Here is a 19,920-nt window from a genome sequence, read left to right on the forward strand (position 1 = left end):
CGGCTCTCCTAGTACGTCGGCTCGTCGGCCAGCAGGGCGCTGGCCTCCTCGTCGGACATCTCCTCCAGCTCACTGAGCAGGTGGTCCTCGATGGCGAACGCGGCGGCCTCCAGGGTGGGACTGTCGAACAACACCCGGATCGGCACCTGCACGTCGAACGCCTTGCGCAGGTGCACCACCGCCCGCATCGCCAGCAACGAGTCACCGCCGAGGGCGAAGAAGTTGTCGTGCACGCCGATCCGGTCGACCCGCAGGATGCCGGCCCAGACCTCGGCGATGGTCTCCTCCAGGGTGGAGCGGGGTGCCACATACGGGACGTCGTCCGCCTCGACCGCGTGGGCCAACTCCACCAGTGGTCGCCTGTCGACCTTGCCGTTGGCGGTGAGCGGCAGCTCGTCGATCTCGTGGAACGCCGCCGGCACCATGTACCCCGGCAGCTTGCCCGCGAGGAACTCGCGCACGTCAGCCGGTACGGCACCGGCGACCCGGGGCACGACGAAGGCGACGAGACGCTTCGCGCCACGCTGCTCGCCCTGCGCCACCACCACCGCGCCGCGCACCTCGGGGTGCTGGGCGAGGGCGGTCTCGATCTCGCCCAGCTCGATGCGGTAACCCTGCACCTTGACCTGGAAGTCCTCCCGGCCCAGGAACTCGATCTCCCCGCTCGGCAGGAACCGGCCGAGGTCACCGGTGCGGTACAGACGGGTTCCGGTGGCCGGGTCCACGACGAAGCTCGCCGCCGTCCGCGCCTCGTCGTGCAGGTAGCCGCGGGCCAGGCCGACCCCACCGATGTGCAGGTGCCCGGGAACCCCGGTGGGTCGGGGTCGCAACGCGTCGTCGAGGACGTGGAAGGTCTGGTTCACCATGGGCCGGCCGTACGGGATGCTGGTCCACTCCGCCGGGACCGCCCCGATCGGGTAGAGGATCGACCAGATCGACGCCTCCGTCGCGCCACCGAGGCTGACCACCTCGGGCCCGTCGAGCGTCTGCCGGATCCGGTCCGGCAGGGCGACCGGGATCCAGTCACCGCTGAGCATGACCAGGCGCAGGCCGCCGGTGGCCTCCCGGACGGTGAGGTGCTCGACGAACAGCTCCATGAGGGCCGGCACCGAGTTCCAGATCGTCACGTTGGCCTTGGTGAGCAGGTCGAGCCAGGCGGCCGGATCGCGGTGTGCCGCCGCCTCCGGGAGCACCACCGCGCCGCCGACGGCGAGCGGGCCGAAGACGTCGTACACGGACAGGTCGAAGCTCAGCGACGACAGCGCCAGGACCCGGTCGTCCTCGCTCACCCGGAAGCGCTCGTTGATGTCGACGACGGTGTTCAACGCACCCTCGTGTTCGATCATCACGCCCTTGGGCAGGCCGGTGGACCCGGAGGTGAAGATGACGTACGCGAGGTTGTGGGGCGTGGTGTCGATCGCCGGCAGCGCGCCGGCCGGGAGGACCCGCAGCTCGTCCACCCGCAACACCTCGACGTCACCGAACCGGTGCGCGCCGGGGCCGGCGAGGCGACCCTGGGTCAGCACCACCCGCACCCGGCCGTGCGTCAGCAGGAAACGCACCCGCTCGTCCGGCAGGTCCGGGTCGATCGGCAGGTACGCGGCCCCGGCGGCGAGCACACCGAGGACGGCGGCGCACTGCTCCCAGCCCTTGTCCATCACCACGGCGACCAGGTCGTCGGGGCGTACCCGCAGACCGACGAGGTGGGCGGCGATCGTGCGGGCGCGGTCCGCCAGCTCACCGTAGGTGAGCGTCCGGGTCGGCGTGATCACGGCCGGGCGCTCGGGCACCCGGGCGGCGGTGGCGAAGAACGGCTCGTGCAGCAGGCCCACCGGCAACCGCGCCTCGGTGCGGTTGTACGCCGCCTGGGCGGCCAGCTCCGCGCGGGGCACCAGCGACGGCGCCGGGTCGCCCCAGTGCGCCTCGTCGGCGGCGAGCCAGTGCAGCACCGACAGCGTCGCCGCGTGCATGGCGGCGACCATGCCCTCGGGGAAGAGGCCCTCGACGGCGTCGATGTCCAGCACCAGGGCACCGTCCATCTCGTACACCTGGGTGTCGATCCAGATCTGCGGTGTCTGGGAGATGGAGTAGACCACCTCGCCGATCTGCGGGTGCCCACCGATGCCCTGGAACAGGCTGGTGAACACGACGGGCATGACGGCGGCGGCGTCACCGCGTACCCGCTTCAACTCCCGCGCGACCCGCACACCGCTGAACAGTCCGTGGTCGAGGTCGGCGAGGAGTTGGTCCCGGATCGTCCGGGCGCGGGTCTCGAACGACACCGCGCCGCCCGCGTCGATCTCCAACAGCGTCACCGAGGTGAAGTCGCCCAGGATCGCGTCGACCTGCGGGTGCAGCGGCAACCGGTGCGCCATCGGCAGGTTGAGACTGAACCGCTGGTTCTTCGACCAGGTGGCGACCACCTCGCCGTACGCGGCCAGCAGCAGCGCGGTCGGAGTGAGGCCGCGCCGGGACGCGGCGGCCTTGACGGCGTCCCACTCGTCGGCCGGCACCTGCCCGGTGAGCCGGGCGAAGCGGGGCGCGGCAATGGTGTGCGGGTCGGCCGCCAGCGGCAACTCCGGGGCGAGCGCCAGTGTCGGCACCCGCTCCTGCCAGTACGCGGCGGCGCGCTGGTACCGCTCGGTCGACTCCGCGGCCCGCGCGGCGAGCACGTAGTCGCGGAAGCTCAACTCCAGCTCGGGCAGGGTCGCGTCCGGCTCGTGGTAGAGCAGGGTCAACTCCCGCATCACGATGCTCGACGCCCAGGCGTCGGTGATCAGGCCGTCGATGCTGTAGTGCACCCGCCCCCGACCCTCGTCGAGCAGCGTGGCGCGCAGTTCGAACAGCGGCCACCGGTCCGGCACGAACACCTGGTGCGACATGGCGGCGCGGGTCCGCTCGAGGCTCGCGTCCACCTCGGCGGCCGGGCGACCCCGCACGTCCTCGGTGACGACGACGTAGTCCGGCACCTCGTCGAGAACCTGCTGCTCGCCGTGCGGCAGCACGACGGTACGCAGCGACCCGTGCCGCCGGATCAGCCGGCGCAGCGCCCGCTGCAACCGCGACACGTCCAGCTCGGGGACGTCGAACTCCTCGTAGCCGTGCATGCCGACGTTGCCCAGCTCGAACACGCCGGTGCGGCCGATCCAGTACGCCTGCTGCACATCGGTCAGCGGGAACGGCAGGTGCGCCGACGCCGGGTCCGGCACGACGGCCGGCAACGACTCGGGGCCGCTGACACCGGCCTCGGCGCGGGCCGCGCGTACCGCGGCGGCGAGACCACGGACCGTCGGGTCGGCGACGAAGGCGCGCAGCGGGACGTCCGCCCCGCACACCCGGCCGACCTGGGCGACGAGCTGAGCGGCGAGCAGGGAGTGCCCGCCCAGCTCGAAGAAACCGACGGTGGGCGCGACGTCCCGTTCGCCGAGCAGGTCGGCGAAGATCGCCGCCACCTCGCGCTCGGTGGGGTCCTCGATCGGCTGGACCTCGGTGGGGTCCTGCGCCGCGCCGCCCTCGGTCTCGTCGAGCACGGTGACCACCATGTGCCCGGTGGAGGTCGCCGCGCCCACCACCCGGGCGGCTGTCCGTTCGACGGCCGACAGGTCCGCCACCGGCCACCCGTAGGTCACCCACTCCGCGTCGGACTCCCGGCCGAGCGCCGCCGCCTGCGCGACGAGGTGGCCGGCGAGCGGGTTGTCCGGCGTACCGCCGAGCAGGTGCACCTCGACGGCGGTGACCGGCTCCCGCGCGCCGACGCCCACGGCGGCCAGCGTGGCCAGGGCCTCGTCGACGGAGGTGCGGGCGTCCACCGGCACCAGCACCGTCACCGGACCGGGCTGACCGGCACCCCCCGGATCGTCGACGCTCGCACCGGCGGTGGTGAGGGCCCGCCGGAACGCGGCACCGACCACCGTGTCGCCGGCGAGCTGATAGTGGGCGCCGGTGTGCCGCTCGGGGACGGCAGCCGGAGCCGCGGTGACGTGGGGCAGGAAGCGGTGCCCGCCGCGCAGGGCCACCACCGGCTCGGGGTGCGCGCACCTGACCTCCCGCACCACCGAGGCGGCGAGGCGGCGGGCGGCCACCGGCGTCGTGGCCGGGAGCACGTCGAGCAGCGTCCGGGTGCCGGGCGCGCCGCCGGTCGCCCAACCGGCGAGCACGCCGCGCGGCGGCACCAACGTCTCGGTGCCGGTCACGTCGAGCGCGCCGTCGGTGACGACGACCACCCGGGCGTACGCGTCGCCGCGCCTGGTGAGCGCGTCACCCAGGGCCGCGAGCGTGGGTGCCGGGTCGCCCTGCGGAACCGCCAGCAGCACCCCGCTGACCCGTTCCTGCGGCGACAGCGACGTGCGGAGCGCGCCGGTGGCCGGATCAAGGTCAGCGGCGATCACCCGGGCCCCCGCCGCGCGTAGCTCGTCGACGACGCCGTCCGGCAGCCCGGCATCGACGGCCAGCCAGGCACCGGTCCCGGTGGTCGCCGGCCCGGCGCCGCCGACCCGGCGGTAGCCGCGCACGACGAGCCCGTCGGCACCAGCCCGGCTCGTCACCGCATCGCGGGGAGGATCGACCCAGCAGCGTTCCCGCTCGAACGGGTAGGCCGGCAGGACCGTCCGCCGGGGCGGCAGATCACCGTGCAGCGCCTCCCACCCGATCGCGACGCCCAGCTGCCACAGCGCACCGGCGGCGGCGAGGAGCTCCGTCTCGGCGTCGGCGTCCCGGCCGGCCGACGGCAGCGACGCCACCGCGCGGGCGGCCGACCCACCGGCGAGGCGGGTCAGCACCCGCCCGGGGCCGACCTCCAGCACCACGGCGTCGGTGTCGGCGTCGCGCAGCGCCGCCAGGCCGTCGCCGAAACGGACGGTCGACCGCAGTTGCCGGGACCAGTACGCGGGGCTGGTGGCCGACTCGGCGGTGATCCAGGCACCTGTCACGTTCGACACGAAGGGGATCTCCGGTGCCGAGCGCGGCACCTGGGCCACCTCCGCCTCGAACGCCGACGCGGCGGCGGCCATCGCCCGGGAGTGGAACGCGTGCGAGGTGACCAGCCGGGTCGAGGCCACCGCCCGCTCTCGCAGCCGGGCCTCGAGAGCCGCCACGGCCTCGGCCGGCCCGGAGACGGTGCACTGCCGGGGACCGTTGACGGCGGCGAGGTCCAGCAGATCATCGAGCAGCGGCAGCAGCTCGGCCTCGGCCAGCGGCACCGCGAGCATCACACCCGGCTCCGCCGCCTGCATGAGCCGACCACGTGCCGCGACCAGGCGCACCGCGTCGGGCAGCGCGAACACCCCGGCCAGGCAGGCGGCCACCAGCTCACCCACGCTGTGCCCGAGCAGCCCCGCCGGTCGTACGCCCCAGTGCTCCCAGAGCTTCGCCAGCGCGTACTCGACGACGAACAGCGCCGGCTGCGCGTACCGGGTCTGCTGGAGCTGTTCCGCAGCGCTCCCCCGCCGGTCGTCGGCGGGGAACAGCAGGTCCCGGATGTCCGTGTCGAGCAACGGCGTCAGCAGGTCCGCAGCCCGGTCCACCTCGGAGCGGAACACCCGCTCACCGACGTAGAGGGCATGCGCCATACCGGTACGCTGCGCGCCCTGACCGGGGAAGGTGAAGAGCACCGCGCGGTCGGTGCCGGTCTCGGCCGGCGGGGTCACCGGCCGGCGCAGTGCCTCGATCACCTCGGCGGGGCTGCCGCCGACGACCGTCCGGCGGTACGGCAGGGTCCGCCGACCGCGTTGCAGGGTGTACGCCACCTCGGCCAGCGCATTGTCCGGGTGGGCGCTCAGGTGCGCGGCGAGCCGCTCGGCAGCCGCGTCGAGGGCGGTGGGTGTGGCGGCGGAGAGGGGCAGCACGTGCCGCCGGCGGCTCTCCTGGCCCGCCGCGCGGATCGGGGCCTCCTCCACGACGACGTGCGCGTTGGTGCCGCCGATGCCGAACGAGCTGACCCCGGCACGGCGCACCGTGCCGGGCCACGGGGTGCGGGCCGCGACGACATGGAAGGGAGTCGCGTCCAGACCCAGCTCGGGGTTGGCGGTGCGGAAGTGCAGCGACGGCGGGATCTCGCCGGCCCGCAGCGCCAGCACCGTCTTGATCAGACCGACGACCCCGGCGGCGGTGTCGAGGTGCCCGACGTTCGTCTTGACCGAGCCGAGCCCGATGCGGCCCGGCGGCAGGTCACCGAAGGCGGTCGTCAACGCGGCCACCTCGATCGGGTCACCGAGCGGGGTGCCGGTGCCGTGCGCCTCGACGTAACCGATCGTGGCGGGGTCGACCCCGGCGACGGCGAGCGCCTCGGCGATGACGTCGGCCTGCCCGTCCACGCTCGGGGCGGTGAAGCCGACCTTACGGTCGCCGTCGTTGTTCACGGCCGAGCCGCGGATCACGGCGTGCACCAGGTCGCCGTCCGTCATCGCGTCGGCGAGCCGCTTGAGCACGACGACGCCGGCGCCGCTGCCGGCCACCGCGCCGGTCGCCTCGGCGTCGAACGCCCGGCAGTGACCGTCGGCGGAGAGGATGCCGCCCTGGGTGTGCCGGTAGCCACGGCGGCGGGCGATGACCGTCGCGCCGCCGGCCAGCGCGACGTCGCACTCGCCGGCCAGCAGCGCCTGCGCGGCCATGTGCACGGCGACCAGGGAGGTGGAGCAGCCGGTCTGCACGCTGATGCTGGGGCCCCGCAGGTTGACCTTGTACGACACCCGGGTCGGCAGGAAGTCCTTGTCGTTGCCGATGGAGGTCTGGAACGCCCCGACCCGGGCCACCAGGTCCGCGTTGGGCAGCAGGTTGTGCAGCAGGTACGAGCTCTCCCCCACCCCGGCGTAGACACCTGTCACCGGTGTCGTGGAGTCGAACGGGTGACCCGCGTGCTCCAACGCCTCCCAGGCGCACTCCAGGAAGATCCGGTGCTGCGGGTCGAGCAGCTGCGCCTCTCGGGCCGAGAACCCGAAGAAGCGGGCGTCGAAGCCGGCCGGGTCGTCGAGGACGCCCAGGGCACGGACGTAGTCGGGGTGGTTGAACTCCTCGGGTGCGACGCCGTCGGCGATCAGGTCGGCGTCGTCGAGGGTGGTGAGCGATTCGACCCCGTCGCGCAGGTTGCTCCAGAAGGCGTCCAGGGTGGCGGCCCCGGGAACCCGGAGCGCCATTCCGACGACGGCGATGGCGGTGTCGGGCAGCGTACGTTCCTCGGTCATCATGCGTCCCCCCTGTCGTGATGCCGGCCCGGCCGACGTCGCGGTGTGCGCGCCCGTTGGATGGCGGCGCGTGTCTCGGCGCGGTGGTGCGCGGCGGACATCGCCGGCGCCCGGTCCCCGGACGCCAGGTGCCGGGCGAGTGCCCGCACCGTGGGGTGGCGGAACAGCTCCACCACCGGCACCGTGCGACCCAGCCGCTCGGACAGGTGCGTCTGCACCCGCATCACGAGCAGCGAGTGCCCACCGATGTCGAAGAAGTTGTCGTCGACGCCCACCTCGTCGACCACCAGCACGTCACGCCAGATCGCCGCCACCGCGCGCTCCAACTCGCTGCCGGGCACGCCCACCCCGGCCGGGGTCGGGGCGGCGGGCGGCGCGAGGGCGGCGCGGTCGACCTTGCCGCGCTCGCTGCGGGGCAGCCGGTCCAGCGTGACGATCGTCGCCGGCACCATGTACCCGGGCAGCCGGTCGGCCAGGTGCGCGCGCAGCAACGCCACGTCCACGTCGACGGGCGTCACGTAGCCGACCAGCATCGGTCGGCCCGGCACGTCCTCGCGCAGCACCGCCGCCGCCTCCCCGACCGTGGGGTGGGCACCGAGCGCCGCCTCGATCTCGCCCAGCTCGATCCGGAAGCCGCGCACCTTGACCTGGTCGTCCTCCCGGCCGAGGAACTCGAGCACCCCGGCGACACCGAGGCGGACCCGGTCCCGGGTGCCGTACATGCGGTCGCCGGGCGGGCCCCACGGGTCGGGCAGGAAGCTGACCGCGGTGCGGGCCGGGTCCCCGAGGTAGCCCTGCGCCACCCCCGGCCCGCCGAGCCACAGGTCCCCCGGGACCCCGCGCGGCACCGGCCGCAGTCCACGATCGAGGACGTACGCCCGCACCCCCGGCAGCGGCAGTCCCACCGGGACGCTGCCGGTGACGGGCTCCCGGTCGTCGCCCGGCTCGTGCACGGTGGCGGTGATGGTGGTCTCGGTCGGGCCGTACGCGTTGAGCCAGCGCACCTGCGGCGCGGCGGCGCGCCACTGGGCCAGTCGTCCCGCGTCGACCCGCTCGCTGCCGACCACGACGAGCCGCAGGTCCGGGCAGGAGGCGGGCGGGTGACGGTCCAGCGCCGCCACCCACTCGTGCCAGTACGACGCCGGCAGGTTGAGCACTGTGAGTCGCTCCCGGCGGGCCAGCGCGGTCAACTCGTCGAGACCGGGCACCGGCCCGGCCGGCGGCAACACCACGGCCCCGCCCCGGATCAGCGTCCCGAACAGCTCCTCGACGGCCACGTCGAAGCCGAGCGCGGCGAACTGGAGCACCCGGTCGGCGTGGGTGAGCGCGTAGTGCCCGGCCACCGCCTCCAGGGTGTGCACCAGGTTGGCGTGGCTGACGCGCACACCCTTGGGCTGCCCGGTGGTGCCCGAGGTGTAGAGCACGTACGCCGGGGCCGACGGGTGCACCGGCGGGCCGGCGGCGGCCGGGGCGGCCAGCAAGGCGTCCTCGATCGCGACGAACGGCAGGTCGACGGCGGGCGGGCCGGTCTCGCGGGAGCCGAGCAGCAGCACCGCCGACGAGTCGGCGAGGACGTGCGCCAACCGCCCCGGCGGGATCGCCGGGTCCAGTGGCACGTACGCGGCCCCGGCGCGCAGGACGCCGAGCAGCGCCGCCGGCCAGTCGGGGCTGCGCTCCAGCAGGACGGCGACGGTGTCACCGGGGCGTACGCCCCGGGCTGCCAGGTGGGCGTGCACCGCGGCGGCACGGCGGTCCAACTCCGCGTGGCTGACCTGCCGGTCGCCCTGCACCAGCGCCGGGCGCTGCGGCCAGCGTGTCGCGGCGGCGGCGACCAGGCCGTGCAGAGTCGACGCGGTCGGCGCGGCGGTGGTCCCGCCGACCGACGGGACCGGCTCGGGGCCGGGCAGCAGGTCCAGGGTGGACACCGGGGAATCCGGGGCGTTCAGCGCCGACTCCAACAGGGTGCGGTAGCTGTGCGCCAGCCGCTCGGCGGTGTCCCTGTCGAACAGGTCGACGTCGTACTCCACGGTGCCGCGCAGCTGGCCCGTGGCGCTGGGCACCTCGTCCCAGGCCACCGTGAGGTCGAACTTCGCCACCCGGCCGGGTGGCTCGGTCACCCCGACCGACAGACCGGGCACCGCGTCGGTCCGCTCGGGCAGGTTCTGTGCCGACAGCATGACCTGGAACAGCGGGGTACGGCTGGGGTCGCGTGGTGGCCGGACCGCCTCGACGACCTGCTCGAACGGGACGTCCTGGTGCTCGTACGCGCCGAGCACCGCGTCCCGCGCCCGGGCCAGGACGTCGACGAAGGTCTCGGTGTCCTGCCAACGGGTCCGCAGCACGACGGTGTTGACGAAGAAACCCACCAGGTCGTCGAACTCGGGGCGGGTGCGCCCGGACACCGGGCTGCCGACACTGACGTCGCGGACGTCCGCGTACCGGCCCAGCACCAGCTGGAACGCGGCGAGCAGCACCATGAACCGGGTGACGCCGTGCCGCCGTCCCACCGCGTCGAGGCGTTCGACCAGGGCGGCGGGCAGCCGTACGTCGAACGTCGCCCCCAGGTGCCGGGCGCTGGCCGGGCGGGGACGGTCGGTCGGGAGGTCCAGTGCCGCAGGCGCACCCGCGAGCCGGTCCACCCAGTACGCGAGCTGGGTCGTCCGCGCGTCGCCGGCCAGCAGCGCGCGCTGCCACAGGGTGTAGTCGACGTACTCGACGGTGAGCGGGGGCGGTGCGGGCGTGCCGATGGTCCGGGCGGCGTAGAACGCGCCGAGGTCACGGATCAGCACACCGATCGACCAGCCGTCACAGACCGCGTGGTGCAACGTCATGAGCAGCATCGCGTGCTCGTCGGTCAGCCGGATCAGGTGCCAGCGGGCCAGCGGCCCGGTGGCGAGGTCGAAGGGTCGGGCGGCGGCGTGAAGCAGCAGGGCGTCGGCCTGCTCGGCACGGTCGGCCCGGTCCCGCAGGTCGTCCACGGTGAGGACGACCGGTGGCTCGTCGTCCACCACCTGCCGGGGCTCGCCGTCGATGGTCACCAGCCGGGTCCGCAGCGCCGCGTGCCGCGTCACCAGCCCTCGCAGGCCGGCGTCGAGGGCGTCGACGTCGAGCGGGCCGTGCACGGTGAGCACCAGCGGCACCGAGTAGACCGCCTGACCGGCGTCGAGCCGGTCGAGGAACCACAGCCGCTGCTGGGCGTACGACAGGGGGTGCGGCCCGGGGCCGGCGGCCGGCACGGGCGGGTGGGCGTCGTCCGGGCCGGCGTCGGCGACGCGTGCCGCGAGCGCGGCGACGGTGGGTGCCTCGAAGGCGGCGCGCACGCCCAGCCGCACGCCGGCGGTGGCGGCGATCCGCGCCACCATCTGCGCCGCGAGCAGGGAGTGGCCGCCGAGGGCGAAGAAGTCGTCGGCGGCGGACACCACCGGCACCCCGAGCAGGTCCTGCCAGGTCCGTGCGACCAGTTCCTCGATCGGGCCGCTGGGCGGCTCGCCGTCGGCGGCCCGGACGCCGTGGTGCGCGTCCGGCGCGGGCAGCGCTCGGCGGTCCACCTTGCCGTTGGGGGTGACCGGCAACGCCGCCAGCGGCACGTACCAGGTCGGCACCATCGCCTCGGGCAGCCGGGCCGCGAGGTGGGCGCGCAGCTCACCCGCCGGGACCGGGGCGTCGTCCGGGACGACGTAGGCGACGAGCCGACGTTCGTCGCCGTCCCCGTGCACCGTGACCGCGGCGGCCCGGACACCCGGGCAGGTGGTGAGGGTGCTGGCGATCTCGTCCGGCTCGATCCGGACACCGCGGATCTTGACCTGCTGGTCGGCCCGGCCCAGGCACTCCAGTTGACCGTCCTCGCGCCACCGCACCACGTCACCCGTGCGGTAGACGCGGGCGCCGGGCTCGAAGGGGCTCGGCACGAACCGCTCGGCGGTCAGGTCCGGCCTGCCGACGTAACCGTGCGCGAGACCGGCGCCGCCGATGAACAGCTCCCCCGGGGCGCCGATGCCGGTCAGCCGGCCGTGGTCGTCGAGGACGTAGAGCAGCTCCCCACCGATCGGTCGGCCGATCGGGGTCCGCGCCGCGTCGCCGGGCAGGCCGGTCACGTCCCAGGTGCTGGAGAACGTCGTGCACTCGGTCGGGCCGTACCCGTTGACGAGGCGCAGGCCCGGCAGGGCGGCGGCCAGCGTGGCGACCCGGCGGGCGTCGGCCGGCTCGCCGCCGAAGTAGAGGGCGCGCAGCGGGGCGAACATCGCCGGGTCGGCGTCCACGCATCTGTGGAACAGGGCGGTGGTGAGCATCAGCACCGTGACGCCGTGCTCGGCGAGTCGCTGACCCAGCCGGGACGGCGTGAGCACGTCGTCCTTGGGGATGCCCACCAGGCGCGCGCCGTTGAGCAGCGCGCCCCACACCTCGAAGCTCGCCGCGTCGAACGACACGTTGGCCGCCTGGGCGACCGCGTCGGCGGGCCCGACGGGGAAGTAGTCGGCGCGGTGAACCAGCCGGACGATCCCCTCGTGGGTGGTCTCGACCCCCTTCGGCCGTCCGGTCGACCCGGAGGTGTAGAGGACGCAGGCCCGCTGGGTCGGGTACGTCGGCAGCCACGTCGGCGCGGATCGCCCCGCGGGCAGCACCAGCCGGTCGAGCCGCAGCACCAGCAGGTCGTCGACGACGGCCACCGGACCGTCGGCGAGCAGCAGTCGCGCTCCGCTGTCGCGCAGCATGAACTCCCGCCGCGCCTCCGGGTAGGACGGGTCCAGGGGCAGGTACGCCGCCCCGTTGGCGAGCACCGCGAGCATCGCCACGACGAGCTGCGCGGACGAGCCCATCGCCAGGCCGACGACACTGCCCGGGGTGACCCCGTGTCCGGTCAGGACGGTCGCCAGGGCGTCGGCCCGGGCGCGCACCTCGGCGTACGTGAGGGTGGTGCCGTCGTACTCCAGTGCGACGGCGTCCGGTGTCGCCCCGGCCTGGCTGAGGAACGCCGCCGGCACGCTCGGCGGACCCGCCGTACCGCCGCCGGTGCCCCACCGGGCGATCAGCTCGCGCTCCCGCGCCGACGTGTGGACGAGGGTGGAGATCGGCGCGTCGGGGTCGGTCAGGGCGTTGTCGAGCAACGTCAGGTAGTGGTCGGCGAACCGGCGCATCGTCGCGTCGTCGAACAGGTCCGGGTCGTAGGCGAGGACGCCGGACGCCCCGCCGGGCCCCGGCTCGTCCCAGAGCACGCTCAGGTCGGGCGGCACCGCCCCGGTGGTGGCGGGGGCCGCTCCCACCCCCAGCACGACAGGGCAGAGCGCGGCACGACTCGGGTCGTGGGGTAGGCCGAGCGCCTCGGCCACCCGGTGCAGCCCGACGCCGGTGTACGGCGCGGCCGCCCGCAACCCGGCGTCGACCCGCGCGAACAGGTCGGCGGCCGACGGGTCGTCGTCCCACCTGCCGCGCAACGGCACCAGGGCGCCGTCCAGCGGTGTAGCGGTGGCCAGGTCCCGGGTGCCGGCGTGCCGGCCCAGCACCACCTGCCCGACGGCCAGCAACGGCACGGACGGTCCGACGCCCGCCGCCGCGCTCACCGCGTGCAGCCGTCGGGTGGTGTCCGGGCCGACGGTGAGCGTCACCCGGTCGGTGTGCTGGCGTCGACGGGCCGGGCGGACCCGGTCGGTGACCAGGTCCAGGGTGGACACACCGGCCAGACCGGCCCGCCAGTGGGCGAGCGCGTCCGCCTCCGCGGCCACCGCACGCGACCCGGTCACTGCACCGGCTCCCCGAGACTCGACCGGCCGGCGCGCTGCCCGACCGGGTTCGTCGCCCCGGCCAACACCTCGGCCGCATCGCGGTCGGTCACCCGGGCCACCAGCCCACCGTCGAGCGTCACCACCCGGTCGGCGCCGGCCAGGGTCTCCCGGCGGTGGGCGATGGTGAGCACCGTCGCGCCGGCGAGGTCCACCGCCAGCAGCCGCTGGATGCGGGCGTCGGTCTCGGCGTCGAGGCTCGACGTGGCCTCGTCGATGAGGACCAGCTTCGCGTCCCGCAGCAACGCCCGGGCCAGGCAGAGCAGCTGTCGTTCACCGGCGCTGAGCTGCCCGCCGCCGGTGGACAGGACCGCGTCGAGACCGCCACCGCCCACGCCGAGCAGCCGGTCGGCGAGACCCACCTTGGTGAGGACGTCGGTGACCGCCGCGTCGGGGTACGCACCGGTCGGGTCGATGTTGTCCCGCAGGGTGCCGGGCAGCAGCACCGGATCCTGCGGTACCACCTCGACGGCGGCCCGCAGGTCGGCCAGCCGCAGCGTGGCGGTGTCCACCCCGTCGATGAGGATGCGCCCCTGCTCGGCCGGCACGAACCGCAGCAGCGCGGTGAACAGGCTGGACTTGCCGCTGCCGGTCCGGCCGACGATGCCGATCTTGCTGCCGGCCGGGGCGTCGAACGACACACCGTTCAGCGCGGCCGGGCCACCCTCGGAGTAGCGCAGGGTGACGTTCTCGAAGCGGACCTCGCCGGCGGTGGGCCAGCCGGCCGGGGCCGGTCGCCCGTCGGTCGGCTCGACCGGCAGCCGGGTGTAGTCGTCGACACGTTCGAAGCTCGCCAGCGACAGGTCCATCATCTGCACCGTCATCAGGCTCATGGCCAGCGCCTCCATCAGCGCGTACACGAAACTGATCCCGACACCGGCCAGCCCAGCGCCGATTCCGCCCACGGCGACGATCAGCACCCCGTACGTCAGCAGGACGACCGCGCCGAGCATGTCGAGCTTCAGGTTGAAGTGCCGCGACAGCGCGTTGACCGTGTAGTCGGCGTGGTGCGCGACGCGGACCCGCTCACCGAACGCGGCCTGGTAGCCGCGCACCCGGCTGTTCCGGCCCTCGATCGAGGTCACCCCGTCGACGGCCTCGTTGAGCAGCGCGAGCATCGGCTCGTTCGCCTGCTTGGACAGCCGGGACGCCTCGACCGTGCTGGCCCGGGTGAGCCGCTGCCAGCGGAGGTAGACCACCAGCAGCAGCGGGGCCGCCACCAGCATCAGCGGACTGGTGAAGGCCAGCGCCGCCAACGGCACGACCAGGCCGACGGCGACCCGGAGGGTGTCCATCGTGGTCTCCGGCAACTCCAGGTCGATGGTCTCCATGTCACCGGAGAAGCGCGCCAGGACGCGCCCGGAGGAGTTGCGGTCGAAGAACGACAGCGGGGCCCGGAAGACCCGGTTCAGCATCGACGCGTGCAGGTTCTGACCGGCGGACACACCCCGGGCGAAGGCGAAGCTGAACAGCCCGCGATCCAACACGAGCGCCAGCAGACCGATGGCGGCGAACACGCCCGCGTAGTACAGCGTGTCCTGACCGGCGTTCTCGGTCCAGTGGCCGAGCCAGAACGACGAGCCGCCCAGGACGGCCTGCCCGCCGACGGCCAGGCCGAGCAGGACGACGGCGAGCAGGCCCGGGGTCAGCACCTGCAGGTAACGGCGGTAGGTGGCGGAACCGACCTGACCGGCGCGGACCGTCTCCTCCTCCTCGGCGGCCACCTCCTCGGCCACCTCGTCCAGCGTGGCGCCGTCCGGGTCGGACGGCGTCGCGGTCTCGGCGGCCATGGCCGGCAGCAGGTCCGGCAGCTGCGCGGCGACGTCGGCGAACCGGCCCGCCGCGACCACCCGGCCGCCGTCGAGGACCACCACCCGGTCGGCCCGCCGGGCCACGTCGAGGCGGTGGGTGGCAACGATCCGGGTACGCCCGGCGAGCACCCCGTCGAACAGCGCCTCCAGGATGGTGCCGGCGACCGCGTCGTCGACGGCGCTGGTCGGGTCGTCGAAGAGGTAGACGTCGGCGTCCTCGTAGGCGGCGCGGGCCAACGCGATGCGCTGCCGTTGCCCGCCGGAGAGGTTGACGCCCCGCTCGCCGATGGCCGTGCCGTCGCGGGCCGGCATCGCCGCCAGGTCCGCCTCCAGGGCGGTGGCGCGGACGACAGCCGCGTACCGGTCCGGATCGTCGGGCGAGAAACAGCGGATGTTGTCGACGATGCTGCCCTGCATGATCCAGGGGCGCTGCGGCAGGTAGACGGCGCTGCCGCCGACCTGGGCGGTACCCGCCACCGTCGGCAGCGCCCCGGCCAGCGCCGCCAGCAGCGCGGACTTGCCGCTGCCGACCCGGCCCAGCACGCAGATCAACTCACCGGGCGCGACCCGCAGGTCGACGCCGGTCAGGACCGGCCGGGCGTCCGCGTCAGCCCCGGGCCAGGTGAACGACGCGCCGTCGAGGTCGACCGCCCCGGCCGGCGCGTCGCCGTCGGTCGACGCCTCGGCGGTGTCGGCGGCCCGCAGGAAGGTCGTCACCTTCCCGAACGCCACCCGCCACTCGTTGCGCATGTCCAGGTAGCGGACCAGCTCGGGCAGTTGGGACCGGAGGACGGTGAGCACGGCGATCGCCGCGAACACGTCCGCCGCCTTCAGCTCGTTGCCCAACGCCGCGTACGTGACCAGGGTGGCCATCACCATCAGCACCGGCGCGGCGGCGTTCACCAGGTAGAGCGTGGCGAGCCGCTTCTGCCGGCGGACCAGCAACGCGTTGAGCGTCGCGCGTTCCCGCCCGACAGCCCGCTCGGCGACGTCCTCCCAGCCGTGGGTGCGCAGCGTCCGCATGGCCCCCAGGTACTCGCCGACCAGCCCGATCCGGACGCCGTTCGCGTCCCGGATCGCCGGCACCAGCGCGAAGACCCTCTCATTGGCCACGTGCGACAGCCACAGGCCGGCGATGAGGATGACGATGCCCACCAGCGCCGCCCAGCCCAGCAGCACCCAGAGGACCACGCAGGAGCCGGCGATGCCCAGCGGCACCGCCCACGCCATGTGCGTGAACGCGACCCGCCCGACCCTGCGGGCGTCGGACGAGGCGAGGGTGATGACCTCCCCGGCGGGGTGGGCCAGTCGGGCGCCGCGGTCCATCCGCAGGTACTTGCGCAGGATCTCGGTCCGCAGCAGCGCGGTGATCGAGTGCGCGGTCTTCCACACCTCGGACCACTGGTGCTTGTGGCTCAACGCGTCCAGGACGTAGAAGCCGGCCAGGCCCGCGGCGATCAGCAGACCCTCCACCACCGGGCCCCGGCCGTCGCCCTCGAACCAGGCGATCAGCTCCCGCACCAGCAGCGGCCCGAGGGTCGCGCAGGTCTGGTAGGCCAGGAAGATCAGGCCCGCCCACCAGAACCGCCGGCGGTAGGTCTGGTAGAGGGCCCGTCGCAGCCCGTCCGGTTGGTCCCGCCGGGTGGCCCAGGCACGCTCGAAGACCGGGGTCACCCGCTCCAGGTGGTCGTACCGGGGCGGCGTCAGGCTGTCCGACAGCTTCAGTGGTCGGCGCAGGGACGCCTTCACCAGGATCGAGGGCCATTGGACGAAGAGTCGGGACAGCACTCCCGCGTCCTGTTCGGCACTCGGGCGGGCCGGTGTGGTGATTGTCGACACGGTGCGTCTACTCGTTTCCAGCGAGGGCGAGCGGAGCGAACCCGTAGGCGCGCTCCAGGGCGATACGGACACTGTCCGGCAGATAGCGGCGCATGGCGTCGAACTCGCGGGCGCGGCTGAACTTGCTGGACTCGGCGAACCGGGGGCGTTGCTCCAGCCAGTTCGCCACCGTCAGGGCGGCGAGGTCGGCGTACTGGCCGGTGCTGACACCAACGCAACCGCCCGAGCGGTCCTCCAACAGGAACGGCGGACCGTCGAAGGCGGCGTCGAAGAGGGCGCTGCGGGTGACGGTGCCGAACAGGTACGCCAGCGTCTCCGCCTCCGCGCCGATCAGCTCCCGCACGGCGGGCCGCAGCTCGTGCGGGATCGCGCCGGTCGGGAAGATCTCCGTGCCGTACACCGAGTGGAACAACCCTGCGTCGCACAGCTCCTGCCGCGACCCCCACTGGGCCAGCAGGTCGTGCACGCCGCGCAGGTGCGCCAGCAGGTTGGCCTCCGAGTGCGCCAACTCGGCCACCCCGTGCGACTCCAGGAAGGCGATCTTCTCGGCGAGCCCGCTCACGCCGCCTCCCGACTGCCGTACGACCCGGTCATCGCCACCAACGTCTTGCGCGGCCCGGTGAAGCTGGACCGACCGTGCGCCATCGCCATGTTGTCGACGACCAGCAGGTCACCCTGCTGCCAGGGGAAGGCCAGGGACTCCGCGTCGAACGCGGCACGGATCGCCGCGAGGTCGGCGTCGGTGATCGGGCTTCCGTCACCGAGGTACGCGTTACGCGGCAGGTCCTCCTCGGCCAGCAGTTCCAGCAGCGCCTCCTGGGTGGCCTCGGGCAGGTTGGAGACGTGGAACAGGTGGGCCTGGTTCATCCAGACCGTCCGCCCGGACAACGGGTGCACGGTGACGGCCTGGCAGGTCTCGGTGGTCCGCAGCGAGCCGTCGTCGAACCACTCGTAGGTGATGCCCCGCTCGCGGCAGAACTCCTCCACGCCCTGCCGGTCCATCCCGGGGAACGTCTCCTGCCAGGACACCCCGAGACCGACCCGGTAGTTGCGCACGTACCGCACACCGTGCCGCTCGAAGCGCTCGCGCACCTCCGCGGGGATGCGTTGCCAGACGGCGTGGCTGTCGGCGAGCGGGGTCTCCCCGCCGGTCTGCGCCGGGATGTTCGAGTAGAAGAACAACCGCCGGGGCCACACGCTGGTGTACGCCATCTCGTTGTGCAGCGGGATGACCTCGCTGGCCGGGTACTCGGTGGAGGTGTAGACGTCGCCGACCTTGCTGCGCGGCGTGGACCGGTAGGTGTACTCGGCCATCTCCTCACCGAAGACCTTGACGAAGGCGGAGAAGGCCGGCGCGTCCGGGGCGTCGAACCCGCGCAGCAGGACGGCGCCGTGGCTGTCCAGTCGGTCGTTGATCAGGTCGAGGTGCTCGGTGGCCCATTGCGCCGGCGAGATGCCGGGCGAGGTGGCCTCGATGCAGGCCACCCGGTTGCGCTCCGGGAACAGGCAGCTCTCTTTCACGTGGTCCATGTCGGAGGTCCTTCCGCGTACGTCGGGTCGTGGTCCGGGTCAGTCGGCGTCCGGCCGGACGAACGACCGGAGGGCGGCCAGGGTCAGGGCGGCGAGCCGCTCGATGCTCGCCCGTTCGTTGAGGTTGCTGCTGTACTTCAGGTGCAGGCTGAGCTCACCGTCGGCGAACCGCGCGAACACCTGGAGCCGGTGCATGCGTTGCAGCTTCGGCATCGGCCAGGAGTCGTCCATGGCCGGCCCGAGCAGTGGCGACTCCTCCGGCTCGTGGGCGAACTCGCCCCAGTTGTTGAGCAGGATGTCCGGCTTGCCGAGTGGAGCGAGCGCGTCCGCCACCTCCGGATGCCCGCCGAGGTAGCGCAGCAGGCCGAAGGCGAGGCCGCGCCGGGGCACCGCCTCGATCTGCTCGCGGACCGACTCCAGCAGCGCCCGTGGGCCGGGCTTCTCGGGTCGGCGGACGAGCCGGGGTGAGGTCATCGAGAACCGGCCGATGGCACGGGACAGGTCGAGGTCCTGACCGCCCATCTCCCGACCCCGGGCGACGAGGTCGACCAGGATCGACGACTGACCGGACCAGTCGGTGAAGCCCTGGAGGGTGGCGGCCAGCAGCGCGTCGTTGACGCTCAGGCCGTACTCCTGCGGCACCAGCCGGCGCAGCGCGGCGGTCTCCTCCGCGTCGAGCCCGACCACGACCGTCTCCTCCGACGACATGCAGTCGTCTCCGTGGGGGTGGTCCAGCGGCCAGGTCGGGACGGGTTCCTTGGCAAGCGCCGTCCAGTACGCGATGTCCTCGGTCAGCTCCGTGCCACGGGCGAGCGCGTCCAGGTTGCGGGACCACTCGGCGAACGACGCCGTCGGCAGCGGCAGGCGCACCTCCTCGCCGGCCTCCACCGCCTGGTACGCGGTCTGGAGATCCGCCATCAGGACGTCCCAGGAGCTGTTGTCCATCAACTGGTGGTGGACGATCACCACGAGCAGATCGGGACGGTCGGCCCCGAAGCGGACCAGGGCGACCTGGAGCAGCGGCCCGTTCTCGATGTCGAGCTTGCGGTGCAGGGTGCGATCGAGGCGCTGGAAGGCGACCTCCTGGTCCGCCGGGTCGAGGGCGGACAGGTCCACGTTGGTGAACGGAGTGGGCTGGTACGGCTCGTTGACCCGGACCGACATCCGGCCCCCGGTCCGGGGGAAGCTGATCCGCAGCGAGTCGTGATGGGTGATCACCGCTGCGACGGCCCGCTCCACCAGCGCCGGGTCGAGTGGCCGCAGCGCGTCGAACATGAAGATGTGCGTGTACTTGTGCGGGTCGGCGAAGTTCCGCTCGGCGAAGGCGACGTGCGACGCGACGAGCGGGACCACACCGGGGTCCGTACGCCGGCCTCCGTCACCACCGGCGGTCGTCGGCCCAGCGGCCACCGACGCGAGGCCGGCGACGGTGGGGTGCGCGATGAACTGCGCGGGGGTGATGACCACACCCGCCTTACGGGCCCGGTCCACCACCCGGATCACGTGCAGCGAGTCCCCACCCAGGGCGAAGAAGTTGTCCTCCGGACCCACCGACGGAACCCGCAGCACCTCCCGCCAGATCCCGGCGAGAACCTCCCGCGCTGCGTCGGCCGGTGTCTGCGCGGCGGTCGCGACCGAGGCGAGCGCGGCGATGGTCGGGTACGCGATGAACTGTGCGGGGGTGATCACCACACCCGCCTTACGGGCCCGGTCCACCACCCGGATCACGTGCAGCGAGTCCCCACCCAGGGCGAAGAAGTTGTCCTCCGGACCCACCGACGGAAC

The 19,920-nt window shown here is 73.7% G+C and carries 6 protein-coding genes; all 6 read right to left on the reverse strand.

Features of this window, described 5'->3' with window-relative positions; translation table 11 throughout:
* Nucleotides 1-8: 8 nt before the first annotated feature.
* On the reverse strand, nt 9-7,178 hold the full coding sequence (locus ACZ6NZ_RS19840; protein WP_465859459.1) for a hybrid non-ribosomal peptide synthetase/type I polyketide synthase: 7,170 nt from the start codon (nt 7,176-7,178) through the stop codon (nt 9-11).
* The gene (locus ACZ6NZ_RS19845) at nt 7,178-12,916 is read right to left on the reverse strand and encodes an amino acid adenylation domain-containing protein (RefSeq protein ID WP_465859460.1); all 5,739 of its coding nucleotides are present in this window, start codon (nt 12,914-12,916) and stop codon (nt 7,178-7,180) included. Before ACZ6NZ_RS19845 ends, ACZ6NZ_RS19840 begins: the two co-directional genes overlap by 1 nt.
* A complete protein-coding gene (locus ACZ6NZ_RS19850) occupies nt 12,913-16,605 on the reverse strand; it encodes an ATP-binding cassette domain-containing protein (RefSeq protein ID WP_465859461.1) in 3,693 nt (1,230 codons plus the stop codon). The genes ACZ6NZ_RS19845 and ACZ6NZ_RS19850 overlap by 4 nt, the downstream gene beginning before the upstream one ends.
* A 7-nt stretch (nt 16,606-16,612) precedes the next feature.
* On the reverse strand, nt 16,613-17,167 hold the full coding sequence (locus ACZ6NZ_RS19855; RefSeq protein ID WP_366610367.1) for a DUF6817 domain-containing protein: 555 nt from the start codon (nt 17,165-17,167) through the stop codon (nt 16,613-16,615).
* Nucleotides 17,164-18,135: a TauD/TfdA family dioxygenase gene (locus ACZ6NZ_RS19860; RefSeq protein ID WP_465859462.1), complete on the reverse strand. Its 972-nt coding sequence runs from the start codon at nt 18,133-18,135 to the stop codon at nt 17,164-17,166. The genes ACZ6NZ_RS19855 and ACZ6NZ_RS19860 overlap by 4 nt, the downstream gene beginning before the upstream one ends.
* Nucleotides 18,136-18,174: 39 nt before the next feature.
* On the reverse strand, nt 18,175-19,920 hold a 1,746-nt coding region (locus ACZ6NZ_RS19865; RefSeq protein WP_465859463.1), incomplete at its 5' end, for a condensation domain-containing protein.

It is taken from the genome of Micromonospora sp. NPDC047756, assembly GCF_055587245.1.

What these genes read in the sequence shown, in the direction of transcription:
- ACZ6NZ_RS19860 (WP_465859462.1), bottom strand. Translation starts at nt 18,135, where the DNA reads ATGGACCACGTGAAAGAGAGCTGCCTGTTCCCGGAGCGCAACCGGGTG.
- ACZ6NZ_RS19840 (WP_465859459.1), bottom strand. Translation starts at nt 7,178, where the DNA reads ATGACCGAGGAACGTACGCTGCCCGACACCGCCATCGCCGTCGTCGGA.